The sequence below is a fragment of the Clostridium sp. 29_15 genome (assembly GCF_001916075.1).
GTDB lineage: Bacteria > Bacillota > Clostridia > Clostridiales > Clostridiaceae > Clostridium > Clostridium lentum.
Genome location: NZ_MNRT01000035.1, coordinates 67404 through 86956, shown reverse-complemented (window position 1 = coordinate 86956; position 19553 = coordinate 67404). Strand labels below are relative to the sequence as shown.

The window sequence follows — 19553 nt, the reverse complement described above, 5'->3', positions numbered from 1 at the left end:
TAAATGTAATGATTATAAAAAGGTGAGGTAGGATGTCAGTTTATTTAAAAGATATGTTATCAGTAATTAAGGAACTAGATATAGATGCTATGAAAGTGTCAGAAAAACGTTGGAATAATATAGCAAAGCCGCTTAATGGTTTAGGTCTATTAGAAGAAGTAGTTATTAAGATAGCTGGAATAACAAGGAACCCCAATGTAAATCTTAAAAAGCGAGCTGTTGTAGTGATGTGTGCTGATAATGGGGTAGTTGAAGAAGGAGTAACACAGACAGGACAGGAAGTTACAGCAATTGTAGCTGCAAATATGGTTAATGGCGAGACATCTGTTAATAATATGGCAAAGTGTGTAAATGTAGATGTAATACCTGTTGATATAGGCATAGCAAAAGATATGTATATTGATGGTCTAATAGAAAAAAAGTTGATGTATGGTACTAAGAATATGACTAAAGAGCCTGCAATGACAAAATATACGGCTATAGAAGCTGTTGAATGTGGTATTAAAATAGTTAAAGATTTAAAGGATAAAGGATATGGAATAATTGCTACCGGTGAAATGGGTATTGGTAATACAACTACTAGCAGCGCAATTGCAGCTGTTCTTTTAGATAGAAATGTGGAAGAGGTAACAGGAAGAGGAGCAGGGTTATCATCAAGTGGTTTAGATAAGAAGATAAATTCAATAAAGAAAGCCATCGAAATTAATAATCCAGAAAAGGAAGATCCGATTGATGTTTTAAGTAAAGTTGGAGGCCTTGATATTGCAGGACTTGTGGGTGTATTTATTGGTGGAGCAGCATTAAATATTCCTATAGTCATTGATGGATTTATTTCTGCAGTGGCAGCTTTAGTGGCTGTGAAGATTTGTCCAAAAGTTAAAGGATATATCATACCATCTCATTTATCAAAAGAACCTGCCGCAATTGCAATTATGGAAGAATTGAATTTAAAGCCATTTATAGATTGCAATATGTGTTTAGGAGAAGGTACAGGTGCTGTAGCGGTAATGCCATTATTAGATATGGCCATGACAGTGTATAAAAATATGAGCACCTTTGAAGAAATAAATATTGATAAATACAAACCATTAAGTTAATTTATAATTATATAGTTTTTAGCAAAGAATCAGAAACTTCTTTATTAGGGGTTTCTGATTTAATTAGCTTGTAAATAAAAATACTGTATAGTTAAATTCTTTTAAAGGAGGTAGTTTTATGCTTACATTAGTTACTGGTGGGGCAGCCAGTGGAAAATCAGAATATGCTGAAAATATAAGTATGTCTCGAAAAAAAGGTTCATTAATATATATTGCTACAATGATGCCCTATGATGATGAATGTCATAAAAAGATAGCAAGACATAGAGAAATGAGAATAGAAAAGGGATTTCATACAATAGAATGCCCTTATGGTTTAGACTCCATAAAAAGTAAGGATATTACTAAGGATAGTACAATTCTGTTAGAATGTATTTCTAATTTATTAGCTAATGAAATGTATAATAAAAATAGATGTAGAGAAAATGCTGTAGCAGAAATTATAAGAGGAATTAGAATATTAAAAGGTAAATGTGAAAATTTGGTTATTGTAAGTAATGAAATTTTTTCTGATGGGAATAAATATGATTTAGATACAGAAGATTATATTAAAAATTTAGCTATAATAAATAAAGAGTTATCAATTATGGCCGATGAAGTTATAGAGATAGTTTATGGAATAGAAGTAAGAATAAAATAATTCTTCTTATAGAAGTTTAGAAATTGTAGGTGATTAAAGATGAAAAATATTTTAGAATCAATGATAATTACATTTTCTATGTACTCTAAAATTCCTATGCCTAATATTGATTGGAAAAAGGAAAATATGAAATATGCCATGTGCTTTTTCCCATTGGTGGGACTTGTAATAGGAATAATAATGGCTGCATGGATGTACTTAGCTAAATTTTTAGCAATAGGTAGTATTTTATTTGCTGGTATTGCTACTATTATACCAGTAATTATTACTGGTGGAATACATATTGATGGATTTTGTGATACAGTAGATGCTAGAAGTTCACATCAAAGTAGAGAAAAAAAGTTGGAAATTTTAAAGGATCCTCATATTGGAGCCTTTGCTTTAATATATTGTGTTGTATATTTCATTGCAGTATTTTCTTTTTGGACAGAAGTTAATATAACAATAGATAATATAATTTTTATTGCTCTAGTATTTATGCTATCAAGAGCTTTTAGTGCATTTGCAATTGTTACATTTAAATGTTCGAAAAATAGTGGTCTTGCATATATGTTTTCCAATGCAGCTGAAAGACAAGTGGTAAAGAAATGTATGTTTGTTTACATTGGGATTATTTTTGTTATAATGCTATTTATAAATAGATTATTGGCCATTGGTACAATAATTTTGACAATTTTATGTTTTGTTAAGTATAAGAAAATGTCGTATAATGAATTTGAAGGAATAACTGGTGACTTAGCTGGATATTTCTTGCAAATATTAGAATTTATACTATTAATAGCTGTAGTTATTTTTGGAGGAACACCATGATAGAGTTTGTAATAGGCGGAACAGCACAAGGAAAGCTTAAATATGTATTGGATAAGAATAATCTGACTAAAGAGGATGTTTGTAATGGTGAAGAATGTGATTACAATAATATAAATAAAAGGGTATTATACAATTTCCATTTATTATGTAGAAGGCTTTTAAATGATAATATTAATATACTTTCTTTTGTTGAAGCACTATTGGAAAAAAATAATGATATTATCATAATTAGTGATGAAATTGGTTGTGGAATTGTCCCTTTAGATAAAGAAGAAAGAATTTGGAGAGAAGAAACAGGAAGGGCATGTACAAATATTGCTAAGAAAGCAGCCATTGTTATCAGAGTAATGGCTGGTGTACCTGTAATTATAAAAAAAGAAAATACACATGATGAGAGAAATGAAAAGACAAATTTCAGTTCAACTTTAAGTGTTGCATTAATTCGTCATGGTATAACTGAAGGTAATAAAAATAAAAAATATATAGGTGTTACAGATGAAAGTCTTTCTCTAAATGGTATATATTCATTATTTGATGCTATATCAAAAGAAATTTATCCAAGAGCTTATAAAGTATACTCAAGTCCAATGAAGAGATGTGTGGAATCGGCTAAGATGATATATCCTAAAGCAGAAATCATAATAAAAGATGATTTAAAGGAAACAAACTTTGGTGATTTTGAAAATAAGAATTATGATCAGTTAAAAGATGACCTTAATTATCAAAGATGGTTGGCTAGTGGTGGAACTTTCAATATACCAAATGGTGAAAGGCGTGAAGAGTTTATCACAAGATGTCAGAAGTGCTTTGAAGAAATAATAAATCAATCGTTAGGTGAAGAATGTGTTGCCTTGATTGTTCATGGCGGTACAATAATGGCTATTTTAGACAAGTATTCTAGTCCACATGAGGACTTTTATAATTGGCAAGTTAAAAATGGACAAGGCTATTTTATTGAAATTGATAAAAATAGCTGGATTAATAATAAGAAAACACATGTTATAAGAGAAATAAAATAATAAAAAAAGATTCATATAGATTTTAGAAATGGTTTCATATTGATATTAGGTAGTAAAGAAAGTGGTTATTGGAATGCTTATTTTATTTTTTATAAAAATGAATATCTCTATGTCTAATTTAAGATTCTTTAAATAGTATCTTTAATTAAATATAGTAATAAAAGCATAAAAAAATAATAAAATTACAATGAATAGATTGATTAAAATAGGAGAAATTTTATGACAGAGTTTTTTAGTAATTTTGGTAAAAAGATATCTAATGTAGGGCAAGAAACTGTTAAAAGAACTAAGGAAATAGCTGAGATAAGCAAGCTAAGTAATAAGATAAAAGATGAAGAAAAGAAGATTGATGGATTATATACTGAATTAGGAAAGAAATATTTTACACTATATGCTAGAAATCAAGTGGCGGAGATACAGGATATTTGTTCATGTATAACAGAGTCACTTCAAGTATTGGAAGCAATGAAGAAAGAGCTTCAACTTATAAAGGGAATAAAAATTTGTAGTAACTGTGGAACAGAACAAGATAATACTGTAGCATATTGTTCAAAATGTGGAGCAAAACTTGTGGAAGAAGTGAAAGCTGAAGTAGTTGAAGAGGTAGAGAGTATTCAAGAAAAAGCAGAAGATACAGAAAATAGCATGGAGGAAGATAAATAAAATAGTATTAATCTTTGACTATTTATAATCAATATAGTATAATTTTATATAATAACGCTTAGTAACTGGAATATTACTGAGCGTTATTTTTATATGAAAAAATAGTTTAGGAAGATGGATTTAGGAATATTTTATGGTTGGTAGTTACCATTAGAAAGTCCAATGGAATTAAGTGAAGTAGGAGTATTGGCTCCAAGCTTCGTAAAGCCAGTATTATTACACCAATCAGAATTAAAGCCACTACATCCATATATTTGGTTATAAGGGCTCCAAAAGCTACCTGGACCTCGTCCACCACCAAAAAATAAGAATAATATTACTAGTGAGTTAAAGCAGGAGTTACTAAAGGCTGTAAAATCATTGCCATAATTATAAAAAGGGTTACAGCAAGAAATTTCATTATTATAGTCATTAAATGACATGTATTTCATCTCCTATAATTAGATTTATATTATATACTATTGAAAAAAGAAGGGTTTGTTTAAAATTTTATTTATGAAATAAATAAAAGAACTTTAGTTTAGTGAAAGTGTAAAGAATATAAAAGTGATTTGATATGAAATGAAAAAGTATATGAAATCACAGATGCTAATTAATAAACATAAAGGAGAAAGTAAAATGGAAATTAATAAAAGCATATGTCCACTTTGTGGCAAACATAATAATTGTGGATATGAAAATGGTTTAACACATAATGGTTGCTGGTGTGAGAAAATAGAAGTTCCCAAAGAATTAAGAGAAATGATACCTGAAAACTTAAGAGGTAAGGCTTGTATTTGTAAAGAATGTGTAATTAAATATAAAGAGAAAAATAAGAAGTAGATAATAAAGTTTTTTGAGATTAATATATTTTAGTAGTTATATAAAAAATCAACTATATGAAAAATAGTTGATTTTTTATTTTACAAAGTTAAATATGTTGATTTTAAAATATACATATTTAGTTTTACTTGAAAAAATGGGATATTTTCATATACTATATTTATATTAGGTAGAATTTAGGAGGAGTTATCATTGTCTACATTAATAGTAGGTGCAAAAAATATTGGACATGCTTTTAAAAGCTACATATTATAGTTCTCTTAATCAAATATCCCAGAAACTAGAAGTATCTAAAAGAAGTATTTATTATGATATTTGTAAATTAAATGAATGGTTAGAATACTATAATGTATCTGGGCTAAAAGTTGTTAGAGGAAAAGGAATATTTATTGATGAAAATAATAAGAAAAAAAAATAACCAGAAAAGTTTCAAAGTATATCGTGAATTAATTTTGAAATATAGACACTCAAAACCTAAACAAGAGAAGAATATTAGTAAGTTAATTGAAAATCCTAATTTAAAATTTGCTAAAGATGCAAGAACTTCAATTAATTATAGATGACTATATTGATTATTATAACAATGATCGTTGCAAATGGAATTTAAAAAAGCTAACTCTGTACAATACAGAAATCAGCTTTTAAATTCCTAACTCTCTTTTTTAAAATGTCCTTGACATAGGTACCACTTTACCAATTATCTAAGCCATACTTTTTGATTTTATGATTCTTTCTTTAATACTAAGCCTTTGCTTCTGATACAAGTACATTCTTTTTCTTCAGTTGTGTGAAGACATTGATATTTAATTTTTTTAGGTGCTTGAACCTCAATAGTTTTCTTTGTTAAATTTTCATTATTAGCCATATTAAATCTCCTTTATATGTATTTACAAAATTGTATGATATATTTCATTTAGCAATATTATATAGTTTTTAATAATAATTATCAAATATCTAATATGTAAATTAAAAAGAAGATTTGAGGATTATAGAGTATTTTAATAATAATTTTAAAAAAGAAAGGTAGAATAAACTTTATTAGAAAAAGAAGTAAAAATTGTTCTGGGAATAATTTCTATAAAGTATTATAATAAAATTATTAAGTGAATTTATGAAAATTTATACAAAATAAGTTTAATAGCTAAATAAATGGCAATAATTACAAGTAAATAAGTTTTTATAATCACTATAATAAAAATGTAGTCAATAATTGAAAGAAGGGGTTATTGTGGAAAGTGTAGTATTTAATGTAAGTGAAAGAAATGAAAAAGGTAAAAAAGTAAGAATGCATGGAGAAGTACCAGCAGTACTTTATGGATCACATTTAGACAATACAGTGTCAATTAAGATTACTAGAAAAGACATGTACAAACTTTTAACATTGGCTAAAAGTTCAATTCTTTCTCTAAATTTAAATGGACATATTGAAAATTGTGTAGTTAAGGAATTACAAACAGATCCTTTTGGAAAGGTGATACACATTGATTTTCAAGATATTAAGAAAAATGAAAAGATCAAGATGAAGATACCAGTGGTATTTGATGGACAATCTGCTCTAGAAGGGCGTCAATTATTATTAGAAGTTCTAATTTCAGAAGTTGAATTATATGGTGAAGCTAGTAAGCTTCCAGAAAATATTAAATGTCATGTAGGAAAATTAAATTTTGGTGATAAAATACTTGTTAAAGATTTAGTTATTCCAGAAGGAATGAGATTAGATGCCGTTGAGGATGCAATAGTAGCAACAATTGGTGATAATAGCGCTGTAGATACTGATGATACTGAAAATGAAGAGATAAAAGAACCTGAATTAATAGGAAAAAAAGAAGATTTATAAAGGTAGAAAACCATTATATAAAGATATATATGATGAAAAGCATGGAGATTTTTAAATTCCATGCTTTTTTACTTAAAAATAAAAATTATCATTTAGTATTAATTTCTACTTATTCATATGCATTAAAAAATTATACTTTTAATTAAGGAAAAAACTATTTATAATATTAGTAGATAATTATTATTAAGTAAAAACTTAATAAAAGGAAGGAGCAATTAAAATGGACGAAGCAAAGATATTAGGAATGCTGAAATTAAATCCAATTGCTATAAAAAATATAGATAATCCTACTGAGGAAATGAAAATTATAGCTCTTAAAAGAGATGGGCTTTTATTAAGATACATAGAAAATACTACAAAGGAAATGGAAGAGATAGCAATAAAATCAAATCCAAGAGCCATAGAGTTTGTAGAGAATCCATCAGAAGAAATGATGAAATATGCTGTTCTTGCTGGATGGAGCAATTTAAATTATATAAAAAAACCAAGTTATGATGTTATAAAGCTAGCTATAGAGCAGAGAGGATGGGCAATACAGTATGTAAAGGAAGTAGCTGAAGAGTTGCAAATAATGGCTGTACGAAAAGATTATGATTCTATAAAATATATAAAGGAACCATCTGAAGCGGTTCAAATTGAAGCAGTAAAGGCAAAGTATGATGCTTTAAGATATATTAAAACTCCTTGTTTTAAGGCAGAAATAGAGGCTGTTAAAAATAATGAAGCTGCCATAAACTTTATTTATGGATTAGATGCTAATAAGATGAAGGCTTTTTTAAGGGCTAATATATTAGTAATAAAATATATCGTAAGAAGAGTTGAAAAAGATGATGTTATTGAAGTATTGAAAGAGGTATTATCAAAAGATGATGTTGATGAAAAATATGTAAGAGACTTTTTAAAATGCAGTTGCATTGATAGAGATAGTGATAAGATAGATTTGGATAAGATATTATTTATTCATGAATATGGCAGTAAGAAGGCAAAAAGAATAGCTGTTGATGAAAAGCTAAGGATTATTTAGGAGGACATAAAATGAATTTTATTGATACATTAAAAAGTGTGGAATTAGTATTAGCCAGTGGTGATGTGCCTTTAGTAGTAGGTGAAAGTGGTATAGGAAAGACAGCGTTAGCTAAGAAATTATCAAGAAAAAACGGATGGAGCTTTATTGTAATAGATGGAAACTTATTAAAGGAAGGAGAAATAGGTGGACTTCCTACTGTTGAATCTTACACTAAAGTTGACAGTAATGGGATATTACATGAAATTAAAACTACAGTATATGCTGTTCATAGTAAGTTAAGAGAAGTTGATGAAGAAATATCAAAAGGGAATTCAGTACTTTTATTCATTGATGAAATCAATAGATGTGAACATACAGTGCAACAGGAATTAATGAATTTAATATTAAATAGAGAAATAAATGGCTATAAACTACATGATAATGTAAACATACTAGCAGCTATGAATCCATCTAGCAAATATAGTTCAGATTTTGACTATCAAGTAGTTGATATGGATGCAGCACAGGAAAATAGATTTGTATGGCTTAATATGGAAAGTGATAAAAATACATGGATAAAATGGGCTATAGAATCAAATATAGATAGTAAAGTAATAGAATTTATTTCTACATTCCCTGAATACTTAAATAAGTCAAATGAAGAGGATGTAAGAGCAACTCCAAGAAGTTATGAAAGAGTATCTAAGTCCTATAAGCTTTATAAAGAAAGTAATGGAGAAATACCAAGAACAGTATTTTTAAATGTAATAAGAGGTAATGTGGGAAAGGTTATTGCAGAAGAATTTATTAGCTTTGTGGAAGCAGAACATAGTCCTCTTATAGCTTATGAAGATGTTTTTACAGGTGAGGTTCTAAGTGAAGAGGTAAAGGAAAAAGTTAAAGAAGAAAGCCATACTAGATTGTATTTATGCGCTAATAATATCTTAAAGGCATTAGAAACTCAATTAACTGCTGAAAGCTTGTCTAATGACTTTTATTTAGAGAGATTAATTGAATTTTTAAAAGTTTATCCAACTGATTTAATGGTAGGCATAATGAAGGATATTAAAAGTAATTATCCAGTTATATATGAAGAAGCACTTAATAATGAAAAGTTTATTGAAAGTTATTTTGAGTCTTATAGTATGATAAGGGGATAAAATATGGAAAGTTATTTTGAAAAGCGAGTAAATAAACTTTATCAACAAGTAAATAAACTTATAGATAGTGCTGAGATGTATAAAGCCAAGAGAAATGGTGAAAAATTTCAACCTGAAATAACAAAAGAGTTTAAGGAAGATTTTTTTAAATTAGTTGATAAAGTTATCTTAAGTCTTATGGAAGACAAGGATAATTTTTATGGATATTTTTTATTTCAAATGGGAAGAGAAATAAGATTTGATATAACCAGTGCCAGTGGAGTAAATTTTAAAGGTGCTAAATATGTTATTTATTTTAATCCTATATTGTTTCTTCAATTGAATATGAAACAAATGGAAACAACTATAAAGCATGAAATACATCATGTTCTATCACTTCATTTATCTAGAGCAAAAGAGCTTAAAAATAAATATAGTACATTAACTGTGAATTTAGCAATGGATATAGTAGTAAATCAATATCTAGACAATCTACCTCCTTATTCAACTACTTTAAAGGGTGTAAATCTTAAATATAATCTTAATATGGAAGCATATAATACCTTAGAGTATTATGCTGAAAAAATACAAAGTGAATTGGATCTTATGGAAGAAAATGATGAAGGAGAAGAAGATGATAGTCAAATGACAAATTCTATGGTAGAGTCTTATAATCCTGAAAAGATGCATGATATGTGGCAGGAAAGTGATGAGTTTGATGAAAAGACTTTAAGAGAATTTGCGGAAAAAGTTATTAATGCATCACAAAAGGGAACAATTCCTTCGCAAGTGGAGTCATTAATAGCTAACTTAAAAAATAGTCAAGGAGAAATACCTTGGAATATTATGCTTAAGAAACTTATGGGTACTGTAGAAAGTAATAAAAAGAAGACTATAACTAGAAGAAATAGAAGACAACCTAATAGACTTGATTTAAGAGGGGAAATACGAAACCATAAGTCTGAAATTGCTGTGGCCATTGACATAAGTGGAAGTATAAGTAATGAAGAGTTTAAACAAGCTATAAAAGAAGTGTTGTCTATTGTAAAGAACTATAATCATGAAATTACTATCATTGAATGTGACAAGGAAGTTAAAAGGGTTTATAAGGCAAAATCAGTGAGAGACATAAAGAAAAGGCTGACATCAGGAGGAGCTACTAAGTTTACTCCTGTATTTGAATATGCTAATAACACTAAGTGTAATCTTCTTATATACTTCACTGATGGTAAGGGTGAAAGAAAGTTAGAAGTGGTTCCAAGGGGATATAGGACTTTATGGGTAATATCAGGAAGGGGAGATGAACTTTCATTAGATGAATCTTACGGACCAGTGAAAAAACTCAGCAATGTAGAAGTTAAAGATACTGAACTTGAGCTTAAAGATGTTAAGACTGATGGATACTCAATGAATAATCAGGAACCTATTTTTTAGTTTAATTTTAATTAATAGAAATTAATAATTTTAGAGGAGTTGATAGAGTTAAAAAATAGAGAATATAATATTTTATTAAATTTATATTATAGCTTCTATTTTTTGCAAATGATTTATAAAAAAGTAATTTTATTTTTACCAAATCAATATAATTATTACAAGTATTTTATTATTTTGATGAGGTGATAATTTGAAGGTAAGAGAAGAATGGGATTCAAGAACTACATTTATTTTGGCAGCAATAGGATCGGCAGTGGGGCTTGGTAATGCATGGCGATTTCCAGGTCTGGCTGCAAAATATGGTGGAGGAGCTTTTTTACTGATATATACAATTGCTATGCTAGCACTAGGAATTCCTTTGTTAACTATGGAAATAGCTATTGGTAGAAAAACAAGAGAAGGAGCTCCAGGAGCATTTAGAACCATAAATAAAAAATCAGAGTTTGTTGGTTGGGCAGCTACAACTAATGCTTTTGCAATTTCAACTTATTATGCAGTAGTTTTTGCTTGGGTAATTGCTATGGCTGTTTTTAGCTTTAAATTTACTGGGATGGTAGGTGATTCTAAAGCAGCAAGTTCTTTATTTGCTAATATAACAGAAACTTCATGGACTATTTCAGGAGCTCAAATACCGTGGGTTATGATAATAATGCTTTTAGTGGCTTGGACTTTAATTTATTTATGCATAAGGCGAGGAACTTCTAGTGTAGGAAGGGTAGTAAAATATACAGGTCTTACATTACCTTTGTTATTTTTAATAATAATGGCTATTAAGGGTATTTCCATGCCAGGTGGTATAGAAGGTATAGGAAAACTATTTACCCCAGATTTTGCTAAAATAATAGATGAAGGATTAATGTCAAATTTAGTTATTGATGCAATTGGGCAAGTATTTTATAGTCTATCTATTATGATGGCTATTATGATTGCATATGGTTCGTATTTAAGTGATTCAGCTAATATTGCTAAAGATGCTACAGTAATTGCTTTTGCTGACTTAGGTGTAAGTATCTTATCAGGAATTGTCATGTTTACTACCATGTATGGTGTTGGAATGACTATAAATGATATGTCAGCATCAGGAATAGCAACTGCCTTTATTATTTTTCCACAAGCAATCGCAAATTTAACAAACACTGGATGGGTTAATGCGATCTTCGGTATGATATTTTATTTATGCTTAGCTTCTTTAGCTGTAGACTCAGCATTTTCTATAGTAGAAGGTGTTTCAACAGGAGTGGCAGATAGATTTAAACTAAATAAAAGAAAAACTACAATGACCATATGTATTGTAGCAGCTTTAATTTCCTTAATATTTATATCTAGATCAGGATTAGCATGGCTAGATATTGTTGATAACTGGACTAATCAATATAATATGATTATCATAGGCACTTTAGAATGTATAGTAATTGGATGGATATTTAAACCAGCAAAGGTTTTAAAGGAAGTAAATAGGAATGCATCAGGATATAAAATGCCTAAATGGTGGTTTATAGGCTCAATTAAGTTTATTGCACCAATAGCTTTAACTGGATTCTGCATTTGGAATTTATATTCATTATTTGCTGGAGGAGGCATATATGGAAGGGAATCAGGATATCCATTATGGGCTAATATTATGGGAGGATGGTCAGTAACATTTTTAGTTTTTGCCAGTGGATTTATTGCTAAAGTTATAATAAATCATAGAAAGAAAAGTAGTTTTAATGATGAAATAAAAAAATGGGATTAGATTATATATGGCGGTATACTAATTATGGTAAACTGCCATATTATTTTTAGAAAAGTGGTGGATTAAAAAAATAAATTTAAGATATAATTAAAGATGGAATTGTATTTTTTAATTAATATATTTAGAAAAAATAATGGCTGTTTTTAACTACAGCCTTTTATTTTTGCAGTTGTATAAAGAAGAGGTGGATATTTTGGATAATACATATATGTTTGAAAATTATATTTCGATTGGGAGAAGCTTTGTGGCAGAAAAAAATTATCTTAAGGCGTTAAAGTTTTTAAAAAAAGCTTATGCTTGTCCAGATGGGAAAAAAGATATAGATTTAATTTTAGATTTAGCATTTCTTTATGATAAAATTGCTGATTTTAATTCAGCAGAAAAGATGTATAAGATGGCATTGGACATTGATAATACTTGTGCTATAGCTTATTATGGTTTAGGTATAATTTATGATGATGATGAATCATATGAAGAAGCTATTGAATGTTATAAAAAAGCCATAGAAAATGATAATAAATATGAAAAAGCTTATTTCTTTTTAGCGAATGCTTATGATGAACTTGGTAATAAGTAGGAAGCTATTAAAAACTATACAGAGGTACTTAAGTTAAATTCAAAGGATTTATGGGCAAATGCCAATTTAGGATGTATTTATGACGAATTAGGGGATACAAGACTAGCATTTAAATATATGGAAAAAGCGCTGGAACTTTCACCGAAACATTTTAGAATTCTATTTAATATGGGAGTATTTAGTAAAAAATTAGGTAATGAAGAAGCAGCTATAGAATATTACAAGAAATCAATTGAAGTAGAGCCATATTATCCGTATAGTTATCTTAATTATGCTGTAATTTATCGTGAAAAAGAAGACTATATGAAGGCCATAGAAATAATTAATGAAGGAATAAAAGAAAATCCAGAAGAAGGTTTTCTTTATTATAATAGAGCATGTTTTTATGCGGCCATAAGTGAATTGGATTTAGCATTAAATGATGTTTTTAAATCCATTAAGCTCAATGACTTTTTTGTAGAGTACATGAAGAAAGATAGGGAATTAGACAGAATTAGAACTTTAGAGAGATATAAAAAAATCTTTAACTAGTGATTCACATAAGTTTAATTAGTATAATATAAACTATTTATGGCATAAGAAAAATGAATTTTTAGAAAAATATGAAGGATTTGGAAGAAAAATATAGAATAATAACTTTATAAGTATTCAGTGATTTAAAGAGGAGGATGAAATGGGTGGTACAGATACTTGTAAAGAAAATATTAAAGATAAAATAGGAATAGAATACTTTGATAAAAAGGATGCGTGTAAGATTGCTAATATAAGTCCTACTACTATAGATAATTACAGGAAAAAAAATATAATATCAGTTAAGCGTTATGGTAATAAAAATTATTATAGTCTTTCAGATATAGAAATATTGAGAAATAATATTATGCTAAATAAGAAGAATATTAGAAAGGATCTAGTGGTAGATAATATAGAAACTGTTGAACCTAAAGATATAGTATCTAGCAACAATAAAAGTAGTAAAAGCAGAAGAAGTGCCAGTGAGATAGATAAGCTTAGGCGAATAATAGATGATTATGCAGAAGAAAATGCTATATTAACAAAAAAAGTTAATCAATTAACATTATCAATAGGTGATAATGAGAATAACTTAAGAAAACATAAAAATACCATGGAATTTTTTGAAAAAGAAATAGAGAGTTTAAAGTGAGTTGAAAGATAATAATTTAGAATTAAATGAGGAAATCTTAAAAGCTCAAGCAGATATAGTAGAACTAACAACTACTAGAAATAATGCTAAGGAGGCTTTCAATAATTTAGTGGGAGAAATAAAAGGGATTGTGAAGGAAGCTTCTACTAAAAGTTCTGAAATAGCAGAACTGAAAGTTTATAAAGCTAATTATATACAAGTGCTTGCAAAAATAGCCAAGCTAGAGAAAGAGAAAAAAGCAGACCGTGATGAAGAGATTCGTAGGTTAATTAAGATTAATAGTGACTTAAATGAAAAATGTGATAAGCTAATGAGACAATCTGATCAATACCAAATGCTTATTTTAGATAAAGTAGAAAGCAAGAGGTTAGGTAATAATGAATATACTACAGAAAGAAAATTTACATTTACAGATAAGCTTAAAGACTTATTTAAAAAGTAATAATATTATCGTATATTTGATGGTTGTTATTTAAATCTAATATAATTATACTAAAATAGTATCATTAAGTATAAAACGTATACTATGAATAACTATAAGTATGATTTTAGGAGGAGAAAATGGCATATATACAAGTGATAAATGAATGTAAAAGATACAGAATGGGAGAAAGCACAATAGTAGCAAATAATAATATCAATTTTGAGATAGAAAAAGGTGAGTTTGTTATTATTTTAGGGCCAAGTGGAGCTGGTAAGTCTACTGTATTAAACATACTTGGAGGAATGGATAGCTGTGATGAAGGTCAAATAATTATAGATGGAGTGGATATTTCAAAATATAATAGTAAGCAACTTACCAAATATCGAAGAAATGATGTAGGATTTGTTTTTCAATTTTATAATTTAGTACAAAACTTAACAGCTAGAGAAAACGTTGAACTGGCTTCGCAAATAGTAACTAATGCATTAGATATTGATGAAACATTAAAATTAGTGGGGCTTGAACATAGAAAGAATAATTTTCCAGCTCAGTTATCAGGAGGAGAGCAACAGAGAGTGGCTATAGCAAGAGCAATAGCTAAAAATCCAAAGTTGTTACTTTGTGATGAACCAACAGGTGCTCTTGATTATACTACGGGAAAGCAAATATTAAAAACATTACAGGATACCTGCAGAAATACTGGGACAACCGTAATTGTTATAACACATAATTCAGCGTTGGCACCGATGGCTGATAGAGTAATTAGAATAAATGATGCTAAAGTAAGAAGCATTGAAGTTAATTCAAATCCATCACCAGTTGAAACAATAGAGTGGTAGGAGGAGAATATGAAAATAAAAGCATATAGTAAGTCAATATTAAGAGAAATTAAATCATCAAAAGCTAGATTTATTTCGATATTAGTAATTATTTTGTTAGGTGTTGCTTTTTATTCAGGTATAAAAGCTTCAGGACCTAATATGAAAGCAGCAATTGAAAATTTTTATAATGAATATAATTTGATGGATGCTAAGATAGTTTCAAGTGTAGGGTTAAGTCAGGAAGATTTAAAGTTACTAGATAATAATGATAAAATATTAGATTACTATGCATCACATACTATAGATGCCAATTTAACTAATATAAATAGTGTTGTTAAATTTATGGAATATGACCAAGATAAATCTGTCAACATAAACTCTTTAGAGATATTAGAAGGTAGGCTACCAAAAAATATAGGAGAGATAGCACTAGATGAGCAAGCTTTAAAGTATGGTGATTTTAAAATTGGTGATACATATACAATTCAGTGTGATGATAATATAGAAAATCAATTAAATAATAATTCATTTAAGATTGTAGGTATTGTTAGAAGTCCATTATATATAGAAAAGCTAGCAAAAGGTACAACAACTGTAGGTAAGGGGATTGTAGATTATTTTGCTATATTAAATAAGAACGATTTTTCTATGGAAGTTTATTCAGAAATATATATTACCTTTAAAAATACTAAGGATTTAGAAACATATAGTGATGAATATGCTGAAAAAATGAAAGAAAATATAAAATATATTGAAGAATTATTTTCAAGTAGACCAGATGAAAGGCTTGAAGAAATAAAAATAAAGGCTATAGAGGAAATAAGAAAAAACTATGTGGATGCAATAGGAAGTGACTTCTATATATCTATGATAGAAAGTCAATTACCAAAGATTGATGATGTAAAATATTATTTCTTTGATAGAAATGATAACCCAGGATACTCTGAATTTTATGATGTAGTTAAGAGAATTAATTCAATAGCAACAGTGTTTCCTATAGTATTTTTTATAGTGGCAGTTTTAATTTGTCTTACTACAATGACTAGAATGGTAGAAGAAAATAGAATTGAGATAGGAACAATGAAGGCATTAGGTTATAGTAATAGTGAAATATCTATAAAATATATACTATATGCTTCATTAGCAAGTATTTTAGGTGGAATTCTTGGTGTAATAATAGGGTTTAATTTATTTCCAAGAATAATATATAAGGCATATAGTACTCAATATGATTTGCCTGAATTAACAATAGTGTATTATTCATCATATATATTTCAAGCAATGATAATATCAATATTATGTACGGTTGGAGCTGCATTAATAGTTTTAAATGTAGATTTAAATAGTACTCCTTCAATATTAATGAGACCTAAAGCACCTAAAATAGGAAAAAGAATACTATTAGAAAGAATTACACTTATCTGGAGAAGATTAAATTTTAATGAAAAGGTTACATTTAGAAATCTATTTAGATATAAGCAACGTATGATAATGACTGTATTTGGTATAGCTTCATGTACTGCTATGATTATTACTGGCTTTGGTCTTAAGGATTCAATAGGAGATTTAACAAATAAACAGTTTAACAAGCTTTGGAAGTATCAAGCTACGGTAATATTTAATGAAAACATAGATAATGAGAATGAAGATGAATATATTAATAAATTAAATAATATAGAAGGATATGAAGATAGTTTAAAAGTTCATCAAGAAATAGTAAGTATTTCAAAAGAGAATATAAATAAACAAAATGTTACTTTATATGTTCCAGAATCAAATACTAAAATTGATAATTTTGTTTTATTAAATAATAGAATAACTAAAGAAAAATATCAGTTAACTACTGATGGAGCTATAATAAATGAAAAACTTGCCAAGTTATTAGAAGTAAAAATTGGTGATGAAATAAGTTTTAATAATGCAGATAATAATTCATACAAAATTAAAGTTAAAGGCATATCAGAAAACTATTTAACTCATGCAATTTATATGTCAAAAGAATATTATAAAAATGTATTTAATAATGATGTTATTTATAATTCGCAATTTATAAAATTAAGTCAAGATAATTACAATGAAGATGATATTGCTAGTCAACTTATGGAATCTAATAAAGTCATAAATGTTACAATGACTTCTTATTTAGCAAAAACAACTAATGAATCAATGGACACTTTAAATGTAGTAGTGATAATATTAATAATTTCAGCTGGAGGACTAGCGCTAGTTGTTCTTTATAACTTAAATAATATTAATGTATCTGAAAGGATTAGAGAATTATCAACAATTAAAGTTTTAGGATTTTATGATTATGAAGTAACTATGTATATTTTAAGGGAAAACTTCATCTTAACAGCTTTAGGTATAATAATAGGTGTATTCATGGGGAAAATACTTCATGGATTTGTAATTACAACAGCAGAAGCAGATAATATGATGCTTTCACCTAATATATATATAATGAGCTTTATTTACTCTGTTATATTAACAATTGTATTTTCATTAATTGTAATGTTTATGATGCATAGAAAATTAAGGAAAATAAATATGATAGATGCTTTAAAATCTAATGAATAAATGTAGCTTGCGATATCTTGTCTTTAGGTGGTATAAGTAGATTATTGAAATATTTATATTTTATGATATAATTTAATGGTTGTTATACTCACTAGGGAGTAATTGGCGTATAAGAAATACGTGGCAAGTCAACATACTAGTTTTTACATCTGGCTTGTCTTAAATAATGAGACTAGTGTATAGCTTTATTTGCTATACACTTAGTCTCTTTTTGTTTGTAAAAAGATTTATGTATATAAAATTTAGCTATATTTTAAGTTATAACTGAAATTAATATGTAAGGTGTGATAAATGAAAAATAATACTTAAACAAATACTAATGAAATGAGGAAATAATATGGGATTAATTGAATTAATAATTCTTTCAGTAGGACTTGCAATGGATGCTTTTGCTGTAGGGATAACTTTTGCATTCTTAAAGGTAAGCATAATACCAGCTGTTGCTTTGATAGGTATTATTACACTTGTAATATCAATGTCTGGAGTAAAGATAGGGAATGTATTTGGTGATAAATTTAAGTCTAAAGCAGAATTACTTGGTGGAGTAATCTTAATTTGCATAGGTTTAAAAATATTATTAGAACATACTGGAATAATATAAGGAGTAGCAATACTCCTTTTTTGTATTTTAAAAATTAGTGCAAATAATTAAATAATAAGTTAGAGTTTTTTAAATAAGAGAGGCTGTTTTTTATATAAAAGAAGATTAAAAATAAGAAAATTTTACAAGCAAAGAGAAAAAATAAATAAAAAGTGGTAAAATAAGTATATATAGTTTTTATAAGATATTTAGAAAAGAAAGGATAAATAAGATGGGATTATATAATATATATCAATGGTTAATATTTTTTTATATATATTGTTTTCTAGGATGGTGCATTGAGTCAACAATTGTATCAGTTGAAAGTAAAAAAATGATAAATAGAGGTTTTTTAAGTGGACCTCTTCTACCAATATATGGTTTAGGAGCTGTATTAGTACTATTTATAACCTTACCTTTTAGAGATAATCTTTTGGCTGTTTATTTTGTTGGTATGATAGGAGCTACTATATTAGAATATTTTACTGGCTGGCTTATGGAAACAATATTTAAGGTTAAATATTGGGATTATAGCTATTATAAGATACAATATAAAGGCAGAATTTGTCTTGTATGTTCATTGTTTTGGGGTGTACTATCTATATTACTTATACAATTTGTTCATAAACCTATAGAAAGATATGTATTATTACTGGATGATAGATTTGTTATGATTATATCTATAGTAGTAACATTATTTGTAATTGCTGATACAATAACATCCATTAAAGCTACTATCGATATAAATAAACTTATGGAGAAATCAGAGAAAGCTTTAAGTGAGATAAAAGAATTAAAATCTGAAATTGAATTAATACTTAATAATGCATCTAATCAGTTATATTATATTAAAGATGGTAATGAAGGTGATATCAGTGAGTTTAGTAATAAGATAAAGACTTCTGTAGATACATTAAAAGATAAAATAGAGGGATTATCAAATGGAATAAGGAAAGAAGTAGCTAAATTAAGCTTTATTAAAGAGCGACTAGTACAAGGATATCCAACAGCTTATTCTACTAAATTTAATTATAAATTTAGAAATTTTAAAGAAGAAATATTAAAAAAACATAGCAATGAAGATGTGGAAATCGAAAATAGAAAAAATTTAATTCTTCAAAAGCTTGAAGAGATAAGAAAAAAATACAACTAGTAAAAATAAAATTTTTTTGAGCTAAAATACAAAAACTTAAAATATATTTCAAAGTAT

General features: G+C 27.6%; 22 protein-coding genes and 1 pseudogene. 21 read left to right on the top strand and 2 right to left on the bottom strand.

All coding sequences use genetic code 11. The annotated features are described in order from the left end of the window. The first annotated feature begins 32 nt into the window (after nucleotides 1–32). From cobT to BHW04_RS07835, 5 genes are all read left to right on the top strand, one after another. Nucleotides 33–1097 (top strand): nicotinate-nucleotide--dimethylbenzimidazole phosphoribosyltransferase, encoded by a 1065-nt coding sequence (gene cobT, locus BHW04_RS07855; protein ID WP_302699337.1) that lies wholly within the window; start codon nucleotides 33–35, stop codon nucleotides 1095–1097. Between the two features lie 118 nt (nucleotides 1098–1215). Beyond that, entirely contained in the window at nucleotides 1216–1737 is a 522-nt protein-coding gene (locus BHW04_RS07850) for a bifunctional adenosylcobinamide kinase/adenosylcobinamide-phosphate guanylyltransferase (protein WP_302699336.1), read from the top strand. 39 nt (nucleotides 1738–1776) lie between these two features. Continuing rightward, a complete protein-coding gene (locus BHW04_RS07845; RefSeq protein ID WP_022212405.1) occupies nucleotides 1777–2547 on the top strand; it encodes an adenosylcobinamide-GDP ribazoletransferase in 771 nt (256 codons plus the stop codon). Then, nucleotides 2544–3566 (top strand): bifunctional adenosylcobinamide kinase/adenosylcobinamide-phosphate guanylyltransferase, encoded by a 1023-nt coding sequence (locus tag BHW04_RS07840; RefSeq protein ID WP_022212406.1) that lies wholly within the window; start codon nucleotides 2544–2546, stop codon nucleotides 3564–3566. Before BHW04_RS07845 ends, BHW04_RS07840 begins: the two co-directional genes overlap by 4 nt. Nucleotides 3567–3785: 219 nt before the next feature. Further along, nucleotides 3786–4229, top strand: coding sequence for a zinc ribbon domain-containing protein (locus tag BHW04_RS07835; protein ID WP_022212407.1), 444 nt, complete (start codon nucleotides 3786–3788; stop codon nucleotides 4227–4229). 131 nt (nucleotides 4230–4360) lie between these two features. Here the strand turns inward: BHW04_RS07835 and BHW04_RS07830 are convergent, their stop codons facing one another. Then, nucleotides 4361–4651: a hypothetical protein gene (locus BHW04_RS07830; protein ID WP_022212408.1), complete on the bottom strand. Its 291-nt coding sequence runs from the start codon at nucleotides 4649–4651 to the stop codon at nucleotides 4361–4363. A 196-nt stretch (nucleotides 4652–4847) separates the two neighbouring features. On the opposite strand from BHW04_RS07830, the gene BHW04_RS07825 reads away from it, so the two are divergent. The 3 genes and pseudogenes from BHW04_RS07825 to BHW04_RS07815 form a co-directional block, all read left to right on the top strand. Further along, entirely contained in the window at nucleotides 4848–5051 is a 204-nt protein-coding gene (locus BHW04_RS07825) for a cysteine-rich CWC family protein (protein WP_022212409.1), read from the top strand. A 223-nt stretch (nucleotides 5052–5274) separates the two neighbouring features. Continuing rightward, the gene (locus BHW04_RS07820; RefSeq protein ID WP_022212410.1) at nucleotides 5275–5469 is read left to right on the top strand and encodes an HTH domain-containing protein; all 195 of its coding nucleotides are present in this window, start codon (nucleotides 5275–5277) and stop codon (nucleotides 5467–5469) included. 131 nt (nucleotides 5470–5600) lie between these two features. Then, nucleotides 5601–5704 (top strand): annotated as a pseudogene (locus BHW04_RS07815) (IS3 family transposase); the annotation flags it as partial. Nucleotides 5705–5772: 68 nt separating this feature from the next. Here BHW04_RS07815 and BHW04_RS07810 read toward each other — a convergent pair. Continuing rightward, nucleotides 5773–5916, bottom strand: a complete 144-nt coding sequence (locus BHW04_RS07810; RefSeq protein ID WP_022212412.1) for a hypothetical protein — start codon at nucleotides 5914–5916, stop codon at nucleotides 5773–5775. 363 nt (nucleotides 5917–6279) lie between these two features. Between BHW04_RS07810 and BHW04_RS07805 the strand changes: the two genes are divergently transcribed. The 13 genes from BHW04_RS07805 (at nucleotide 6280) to BHW04_RS07750 (ending at nucleotide 19496) form a co-directional block, all read left to right on the top strand. After that, entirely contained in the window at nucleotides 6280–6888 is a 609-nt protein-coding gene (locus BHW04_RS07805; RefSeq protein WP_022212413.1) for a 50S ribosomal protein L25, read from the top strand. A gap of 220 nt (nucleotides 6889–7108) precedes the next feature. Further along, nucleotides 7109–7912: a hypothetical protein gene (locus BHW04_RS07800; RefSeq protein WP_302631421.1), complete on the top strand. Its 804-nt coding sequence runs from the start codon at nucleotides 7109–7111 to the stop codon at nucleotides 7910–7912. 11 nt (nucleotides 7913–7923) lie between these two features. Continuing rightward, nucleotides 7924–9054, top strand: a complete 1131-nt coding sequence (locus tag BHW04_RS07795) for an ATP-binding protein (protein WP_022212415.1) — start codon at nucleotides 7924–7926, stop codon at nucleotides 9052–9054. A 3-nt stretch (nucleotides 9055–9057) separates the two neighbouring features. Then, nucleotides 9058–10467, top strand: a complete 1410-nt coding sequence (locus BHW04_RS07790; protein ID WP_302699335.1) for a vWA domain-containing protein — start codon at nucleotides 9058–9060, stop codon at nucleotides 10465–10467. Nucleotides 10468–10657: 190 nt separating this feature from the next. After that, nucleotides 10658–12202 (top strand): sodium-dependent transporter, encoded by a 1545-nt coding sequence (locus BHW04_RS07785; RefSeq protein WP_302699334.1) that lies wholly within the window; start codon nucleotides 10658–10660, stop codon nucleotides 12200–12202. A 244-nt stretch (nucleotides 12203–12446) separates the two neighbouring features. Next, a complete protein-coding gene (locus BHW04_RS12295) occupies nucleotides 12447–12779 on the top strand; it encodes a tetratricopeptide repeat protein (protein ID WP_441294420.1) in 333 nt (110 codons plus the stop codon). Nucleotides 12780–12785: 6 nt separating this feature from the next. After that, complete coding sequence (locus BHW04_RS12290; protein WP_441294421.1) at nucleotides 12786–13310, top strand: tetratricopeptide repeat protein; 525 nt, start codon at nucleotides 12786–12788, stop codon at nucleotides 13308–13310. A gap of 142 nt (nucleotides 13311–13452) precedes the next feature. Beyond that, a complete protein-coding gene (locus tag BHW04_RS07775; RefSeq protein WP_302699333.1) occupies nucleotides 13453–13941 on the top strand; it encodes a MerR family transcriptional regulator in 489 nt (162 codons plus the stop codon). 1 nt (nucleotide 13942) lies between these two features. Beyond that, nucleotides 13943–14383, top strand: coding sequence for a hypothetical protein (locus tag BHW04_RS07770; RefSeq protein WP_302699332.1), 441 nt, complete (start codon nucleotides 13943–13945; stop codon nucleotides 14381–14383). Nucleotides 14384–14502: 119 nt separating this feature from the next. Then, nucleotides 14503–15204 (top strand): ABC transporter ATP-binding protein, encoded by a 702-nt coding sequence (locus tag BHW04_RS07765; RefSeq protein WP_022212420.1) that lies wholly within the window; start codon nucleotides 14503–14505, stop codon nucleotides 15202–15204. A 9-nt stretch (nucleotides 15205–15213) separates the two neighbouring features. Beyond that, nucleotides 15214–17763 (top strand): ABC transporter permease, encoded by a 2550-nt coding sequence (locus BHW04_RS07760; protein WP_441294419.1) that lies wholly within the window; start codon nucleotides 15214–15216, stop codon nucleotides 17761–17763. 337 nt (nucleotides 17764–18100) lie between these two features. After that, nucleotides 18101–18364, top strand: a complete 264-nt coding sequence (locus BHW04_RS07755) for a manganese efflux pump (RefSeq protein ID WP_441294418.1) — start codon at nucleotides 18101–18103, stop codon at nucleotides 18362–18364. 211 nt (nucleotides 18365–18575) lie between these two features. Further along, nucleotides 18576–19496, top strand: coding sequence for a putative ABC transporter permease (locus BHW04_RS07750; RefSeq protein WP_302631423.1), 921 nt, complete (start codon nucleotides 18576–18578; stop codon nucleotides 19494–19496). Nucleotides 19497–19553: the final 57 nt, after the last annotated feature.

Excerpts from the sequence above, each read along its gene's own strand:
- BHW04_RS07800 (WP_302631421.1), top strand. The coding sequence starts at position 7,109 with ATGGACGAAGCAAAGATATTAGGAATGCTGAAATTAAATCCAATTGCT.
- BHW04_RS07835 (WP_022212407.1), top strand. The coding sequence starts at position 3,786 with ATGACAGAGTTTTTTAGTAATTTTGGTAAAAAGATATCTAATGTAGGG.
- BHW04_RS07795 (WP_022212415.1), top strand. The coding sequence starts at position 7,924 with ATGAATTTTATTGATACATTAAAAAGTGTGGAATTAGTATTAGCCAGT.
- BHW04_RS07760 (WP_441294419.1), top strand. The coding sequence starts at position 15,214 with ATGAAAATAAAAGCATATAGTAAGTCAATATTAAGAGAAATTAAATCA.
- BHW04_RS07765 (WP_022212420.1), top strand. The coding sequence starts at position 14,503 with ATGGCATATATACAAGTGATAAATGAATGTAAAAGATACAGAATGGGA.
- BHW04_RS07790 (WP_302699335.1), top strand. The coding sequence starts at position 9,058 with ATGGAAAGTTATTTTGAAAAGCGAGTAAATAAACTTTATCAACAAGTA.
- BHW04_RS07810 (WP_022212412.1), bottom strand. The coding sequence starts at position 5,916 with ATGGCTAATAATGAAAATTTAACAAAGAAAACTATTGAGGTTCAAGCA.
- BHW04_RS07840 (WP_022212406.1), top strand. The coding sequence starts at position 2,544 with ATGATAGAGTTTGTAATAGGCGGAACAGCACAAGGAAAGCTTAAATAT.
- BHW04_RS07775 (WP_302699333.1), top strand. The coding sequence starts at position 13,453 with ATGGGTGGTACAGATACTTGTAAAGAAAATATTAAAGATAAAATAGGA.
- BHW04_RS07755 (WP_441294418.1), top strand. The coding sequence starts at position 18,101 with ATGGGATTAATTGAATTAATAATTCTTTCAGTAGGACTTGCAATGGAT.
- BHW04_RS07830 (WP_022212408.1), bottom strand. The coding sequence starts at position 4,651 with ATGTCATTTAATGACTATAATAATGAAATTTCTTGCTGTAACCCTTTT.
- BHW04_RS07850 (WP_302699336.1), top strand. The coding sequence starts at position 1,216 with ATGCTTACATTAGTTACTGGTGGGGCAGCCAGTGGAAAATCAGAATAT.
- BHW04_RS07825 (WP_022212409.1), top strand. The coding sequence starts at position 4,848 with ATGGAAATTAATAAAAGCATATGTCCACTTTGTGGCAAACATAATAAT.
- cobT (WP_302699337.1), top strand. The coding sequence starts at position 33 with ATGTCAGTTTATTTAAAAGATATGTTATCAGTAATTAAGGAACTAGAT.
- BHW04_RS07845 (WP_022212405.1), top strand. The coding sequence starts at position 1,777 with ATGAAAAATATTTTAGAATCAATGATAATTACATTTTCTATGTACTCT.
- BHW04_RS07750 (WP_302631423.1), top strand. The coding sequence starts at position 18,576 with ATGGGATTATATAATATATATCAATGGTTAATATTTTTTTATATATAT.